At 40.8% G+C, this 6,325-nt stretch carries 5 protein-coding genes and 1 pseudogene; 5 read left to right on the top strand and 1 reads right to left on the bottom strand.

Annotated elements, in window-relative coordinates; translation table 11 throughout:
- Positions 1–175: pseudogene (locus BU200_RS10920) on the bottom strand (IS5/IS1182 family transposase); the annotation flags it as partial.
- Positions 176–645: 470 nt separating this feature from the next.
- On the opposite strand from BU200_RS10920, the gene BU200_RS11685 reads away from it, so the two are divergent.
- The 5 genes from BU200_RS11685 to BU200_RS04930 all read left to right on the top strand — a co-directional run bounded on the left by BU200_RS11685 (position 646) and on the right by BU200_RS04930 (position 6,060).
- Positions 646–780, top strand: a complete 135-nt coding sequence (locus BU200_RS11685) for a hypothetical protein (RefSeq protein WP_265588261.1) — start codon at positions 646–648, stop codon at positions 778–780.
- A 904-nt stretch (positions 781–1,684) separates the two neighbouring features.
- A complete protein-coding gene (locus BU200_RS04945; RefSeq protein ID WP_075099116.1) occupies positions 1,685–2,437 on the top strand; it encodes an ABC transporter ATP-binding protein in 753 nt (250 codons plus the stop codon).
- A 3-nt stretch (positions 2,438–2,440) separates the two neighbouring features.
- Positions 2,441–4,411 carry an ABC transporter permease gene (locus tag BU200_RS04940; protein WP_075099115.1) on the top strand — a complete coding sequence of 657 codons (1,971 nt, stop codon included), beginning with the start codon at positions 2,441–2,443 and terminating at the stop codon, positions 4,409–4,411.
- Between the two features lie 45 nt (positions 4,412–4,456).
- Positions 4,457–5,122, top strand: a complete 666-nt coding sequence (locus tag BU200_RS04935; RefSeq protein WP_075099114.1) for a response regulator transcription factor — start codon at positions 4,457–4,459, stop codon at positions 5,120–5,122.
- Positions 5,119–6,060 carry a sensor histidine kinase gene (locus BU200_RS04930; protein WP_075099113.1) on the top strand — a complete coding sequence of 314 codons (942 nt, stop codon included), beginning with the start codon at positions 5,119–5,121 and terminating at the stop codon, positions 6,058–6,060. Before BU200_RS04935 ends, BU200_RS04930 begins: the two co-directional genes overlap by 4 nt.
- Positions 6,061–6,325: the final 265 nt, after the last annotated feature.

Below are 6,325 nucleotides of genomic sequence, written 5' to 3'. Positions count from 1 at the left end.
GATAGTCTAGGTGAGGACGACCGCCACGACTGATGACTTTATCTTTACGACTGAATAACTCTGACAACAAAGGAAGAAAGATATTCCAATCCATAACGGCATCCAAACGTTCTAAGGGATTGCCTTTTTCTGATAGTTTTGACAAGATTTTTTCATCGTCTGTGAATAAATGCATGACAGCTCTCCTCATTACTTTTTATTCTATTATCTCATTTTGGGGAAATTTAGGAAGTTTTTAGAGGTCCCCTTCAAAGTAACAGGGGGGTGATGTATGTGAAGAAGTATGCGCCAGTTTTTTTAGTGTTGGAAGGAGTGATTGTTCTATTTTTATGCCTTACTATATACTTACTACAGCCTAAATTTAATCATTTATCAGGTGTTGCATTGGTAACAGCATTAGGGCAACTTATTTTGTTTGCCTCGTATTGGTCAATGTCTAAAGGAAAGTAAACCTTTTATCTAAGATGTAGTAGATTGCTGAAATTTAACTCTATTCCGGAGAAGACAAGTTTCGTCTTCTCCTTTTTAATTTCCCAATTGGCTACCTTACAAGATTGTAAGGTAGAATGATAAGGCTGTAAGGTTGTTGAGGCTTGCATTAGGGTATACTAATAGTATAAAATCATACGAAAAGAGGAATCACCTATGTGGAACAAAGTATTTAAAAAGCAAGCAAAACAAAATGAGGGAGAAGATACAGCAGTTCTGCTGGAAAAAGCCCAGTATGTTGCCGCTCTCTACCAAGACATGAATAGCACCTACCAATTCCTACATAGCTAATATACTCATTTAGTTTATTTCGTTAACTCGTCTCACTGACAAAGCCTAGTCAATTCAAAAGTTGAGTAAATCCAGATATCATCACAGTAGGCAACTGATTATCGCTTTGTCTAGGAGTTCTTCACCAGTCTGGGAATGGTTGGAGATACAACCAAGTAGCGCTCGTATCAAACATCTTCGTATCTTGTAATTGAGTTCAGCCTAAAACCTCGGAAAAAAGAGCCATAACTGTTTCAGCTTTAGTTGCTTCACCAGTCTATTCCTAGACTGTTGAAGGTTGGAAATAGAATGAGTGAAACTCGTGTCGAACGCCTCGTATCTTGTTTAATTGAACTCGAGCTACAACTCACTGACAAAAAGATAAATCTCATTGGGTGCAAAACACCCTGCTTCGATTTCCTATTTTGTCTAGGAGTTGTTTAACGCTCTCGTATCTTGTTTAATTGAACTCGAGCTAAAATTCTAGTGAAAAAGATAAATTTCCTTGTGTCCTGAGACACAGCGTCAATTTCCTATTTTCATACGAATTTTTTTACGCCCTCGTATCTTGATGTAATTGAACTCGAGCTAAAATTCTAGTGAAAAAGATAAATTTCCTTGTGTCCTGAGACACAGCGTCAATTTCCTATTTTCATACGAATTTTTTTACGCCCTCGTATCTTGATGTAATTGAACTCGGGCTAAAATTCTAGTGAAAAAGATAAATTTCCTTGTGTCCTGAGACACAGCGTCAATTTCCTATTTTCATACGAATTTTTTTACGCCCTCGTATCTTATGGAACTGAACACGCCCTAAACTCTGTGCGAAAAAGATAAATTCTCCTAGAAACTGAAGTTTCTTCGTCAAATTTACTATTTTCGCTGGGAGTTCTTAACGGGCTTTGTATCTTATAAAGGAGTTTATATGTTTTTAGAAATCAATCATTTAGAAAAAGTTTACCGTACCCGTTTTTCACAAGAAGAAACCCGTGCCTTGCAGGATGTGGACTTCAAAGTTGAAAAGGGGGAATTTATCGCCATTATGGGAGAGAGTGGTTCTGGAAAGACAACCCTCCTCAATATCTTGGCTACCCTCGATAAACCGAGCAATGGAAGTGTCATTCTCAACCGACACAATATTACCGATATCAAGGAAAGCCAGCTAGCTGATTTCCGCCTGCGTAATCTGGGCTTTGTTTTCCAGGATTTCAACTTGCTGGATAGCCTATCCATCCGTGACAATATCTTTCTACCATTAGTCTTAGCCCGCCACCCATACAAGGAGATGGAGGAGCGCTTGCTCCAGCTTGCTCCTAAGTTGCGGATTACTGACTTGCTCAACAAACGTCCCTTTGAACTTTCAGGTGGACAGAAGCAGCGGGTCGCCATTGCACGGAGCTTGATTACCCAACCTCAATTGATCCTAGCAGATGAACCAACAGCCGCTCTTGATTATCGTAATTCAGAAGATTTACTGAATCTTTTTGAAGATATCAATGCAGACGGGCAAACCATTCTCATGGTGACCCACTCTGCTAATGCTGCAAGCCATGCCAGTCGTGTCCTCTTTATCAAAGACGGTCGCATCTTCCACCAACTCTATAAGGCCAATAAATCTAGTGTCGATTTTGCCAAGGAAATCTCACTTAGCATGTCTGCGCTTCTAGGAGGTGAATAATTCATGTTCTATCTCAAATTAGCCTACGGGAATATCCGAAAATCCCTCCAGACCTTTGCGCCTTTTATCCTAGCCAGCCTGGTACTTTTTATCCTCAACTGCTCAACCCTGCTCCTCATTTCTAGCCCAATGGCACAGAGCATGGGAACCGGAGCTTTGGCACTTGGTTTAGGAACGGTCGTCCTGACCATCTTCTCACTCATCATGGAAATATACAGTTTCAACTTCTTGATGAAGCAACGTGCAAGAGAATTTGGTCTCTACAATATGCTAGGCATGAACAAGAAAAAGCTAGCCTTGGTTGCAACACTGGAATTGATGATGGTATTTGGCTTGGTCGTAATCTTCGGGAGCATACTAAGTGCCGCCTTCTCCAACCTTCTGTACCTTATTTTTGTCAATCTGGTACAGGGAACAAATCTGCATTTTGAGATTTCGTTTGTAGCCTTTTTCATCAATATCTTGATTTTTGCTGTGATCTTTTTCCTATTGGAATTACTGGCTATTCATAGGGTTGGTTTTTCCTCTCCCCTTATCCTGTTTAGAAACAAGGAAGAAGGTGAAAAAGAACCAAAGGGCAATTGGCTGCTCGCCATGTTAGGACTTGTCTGTCTTGGTATCGGCTATTATCTCTCCATTTCATCCAGTCAAATCAGCGCTGTTGTTGTTCTCTATCGTTTCTTCATTGCTGTTTTGTTCGTTATTGTAGGAACCTATCTCTTTTACATCAGCTTCATGGCATGGTACTTGAAACGTCGTCGTAATCAGAAGAAGTATTTCTATACACCTGAACATTTTATTTCTACGTCACAGATGATTTTCCGAATGAAGCAGCATGCAACAGGGCTTGCCAATATCACCCTCCTTGCTGTTATGGCGTTTGTGACCATTGCCACGACCACCTCTCTCTATACCAATATGACTAGCATGATGGATACCCTGTTTCCAAGAGACAGTGCGATCAATTACTACGTAAAAAATCGTCAAGAAGGAGAAGCCGTTTTCCAAAAGACCGTGCTGGATACCTATCCCGAAAGAGCCAAGGACAGTTTACCCTACCTCCTCTTATCAGAGACTATTTTTTATAATGGTGGCAAAACTCTTTCCCTCAATAAGGATAGTCTCAATACATTTTCAGTCAATGATGTCCTCTATTTACAAATTGCTACCCAAGATGATGTCAAGAAATTGGGGAATGCTCTTCCAGATCTGCAAGAACAAGAAGTTATTTTTTACCAACCCAATCAATCCAATCGCCTTGAAACCCTCTACCTAGGTGAAAAGAAGTTTGTGGCTCTGCAAGGTGATCAGAAGATTCAAATACCAGATTTGTTAAATACCTATAACCCTGCCTTACTTATCGTCAGCAACGATCAAGTGCTGGAAGAATTTTTCCAATTCTTTAAAGAGAGTAAGGCAGAGGCCTACGACCGTTTCATGACCTATAAAGTTCAGACCGACCTAAGTAAGGAACAATACCAGACGCTAGTTGGTGCAAGTTCTGGAGATTTTTTGACAGAAGATGGTAGTGGCGTCCTTGGAACGGTGACCCAAAAAGAAGATATTCAAAGTGATATTTTAGGCTTCTTTGGCGGTTTTCTCTTCACAGGTTTCTTACTCGGCATTAGCTTCTTACTGGGGGCTGCCTTGATTATTTACTACAAGCAGTATTCGGAAGGATATGAAGATAAGAAGTCCTATAAAATTCTCCAAGAAGTAGGAATGGGTCAAACGGATGTCAAAAAGACCATCAATTCCCAAATTTTACTGGTCTTCTTTATGCCACTTGCGATGGCAACTCTCCATTTTATCGTATCTCTCGTCATGCTCAAGCAGATGCTTCTCATATTTGGCGTAACCTCGCATACTATGATTTATACCGTGAGCGCGATCACCATTGCGATCATCTGTCTGATTTATTTCGGCATCTATAAATGGACAAGCAGAACCTACTATCGTATTATTGAAAGATGACATTAAAAGTGGCTTGCCTAGCCACTTTTTTGATACAATAAGAATATGAACAAAGAAAAAATTTATATCGTAGAAGATGATGAAACGATTGTCCACTTATTGACGAGCCATCTAAGTCAGCAATACCAAGTGCAAAGCGTCAGTAATTTTCGGGCAGTTAGCCAAGAAGTAGCAGAATGGCAGCCAGATGTGGTACTCATGGATATTAGCCTACCTTATTTTAATGGTTTTTATTGGACGACCGAGATTCGAAAGAGCATGACCATGCCCATTATCTTTATTTCGAGTAGCGATGATGAGATGAACGCTGTAATGGCAATGAATATGGGTGGGGATGATTTTATTTCAAAACCATTTTCCCTAGCTCTTTTGGATGCTAAAATTGCTGCCTTTCTACGTCGTGTCCACCAGTTTACTCACCTGCATCAACTGGTTCTAGATGACTATCAGTTGAGCGTAGACGGTCGTTTTAGCTGTGGTACAGAGTCCATCCAGCTATCGCCTACCGAAAACAAGATTTTAACCACCCTGATGCAGAGCCAAGGGCAGATCGTAGCCAAGGAAAAGCTGTTAGAACAGCTCTGGGAAAACGAAGAATTTATTGATCAAAATACCTTGAATGTCAATATGACCCGCCTGCGGAAAAAGGTCAGCGACCTAGGGTTTGATCGCATTCATACTATTCGTGGAGTGGGGTATGTCGTCCAATGATAAGGAAATTTTTCAAAGAATACCGTGGCTGGTACCTGCTCTATCTCCTTATCTGCCTTGGTTTGATGGGGATGTTTGCTCTCTATCAGCTTCCCTTTGACTTTATCTTGCAGAGCCTCTTTTTTACAAGTAGTCTACTAGCTATATGGACAGTTGGGCTCTTTGTCAAGTTTCAAAGCAAGCAGACCTTGCTAGAAACAGGTCTCTATGAGGATCATGTAGATGCCCTCCATCTCCCGTCTGATCTTGCTTATTTGAGGGTATTAGCACAAGAAAAGACCAGAGCCAAGGAGCATATCTTGGCATACAAGTCCCGAGAAAATGAGCTAGAATCGCTAGTGAAAATCTGGTCCCACCAGATGAAAGTGCCCTTGGCTGCCCTGTCTCTTATGAGCCAGACCAATCAGCTCAATCAGACCGAGGTCGATCACCAACTCTTACGCCTAGATAATTATATGGCAAATCTGTTAAATTATATGAAGCTATCTAGTCAAGCGAGCGATTTCCGTTTTGAAAAGATCGAGGTCAAGGACATTGTCGTTGAATTGATAAAAAAATACCGTAGTCAGTGTTTCCAGAAAGAATTGACGGTTGATGTTTCAGGTAGCTGGCAGCTAAAAAGTGACCGTAAATGGCTCTCTTTTGCTCTTTCACAGGTGATTGATAATGCTGTTAAATACAGCCAAACTGGTGGAACTGTCCGTATTCAGCTAGAAGAGGGGATACAGATTTCCGATCAAGGCATCGGGATTTTACCAGAGGACATTCCGCGCTTATTTGAAGAAGGATTTACAGGCTATAATGGTCGCGAACACCAGAAAGCCAGTGGTTTTGGACTCTATTTGACGAAGCAGGTTCTCACACAGTTGGGCTTATCCATTGACATCACCAGTCAAATCGAGCAAGGTACCGAGGTTCGTATTTGGCAAGAGAAGTAGGAGTGACTGTCGATTTCCCAATCTCAAATTCTATCTTAAAATTTAAATATCCAAAAGTTTACATAATATTTATTATGTAAACTTTTTTAGATGACCAACTGGGGATTGAGCAGGAGTCCCTTTCCTCCCCATCTTTAATTCCCTTTACAACTATCTGCTATTTTCTTACCTCATTAAGATACGAGGACGTCAAAAAAGCGACCGAAAATTAGGAAACATGACGAAGATATTAGAGAGAGTTTGCTTCGCAAACTTCTATTTCTCG

The organism is Streptococcus acidominimus (genome assembly GCF_001921825.1).
GTDB classification, from domain to species: Bacteria; Bacillota; Bacilli; order Lactobacillales; family Streptococcaceae; genus Streptococcus; species Streptococcus acidominimus.
This window is presented reverse-complemented; position numbering and strand designations above follow the sequence as displayed.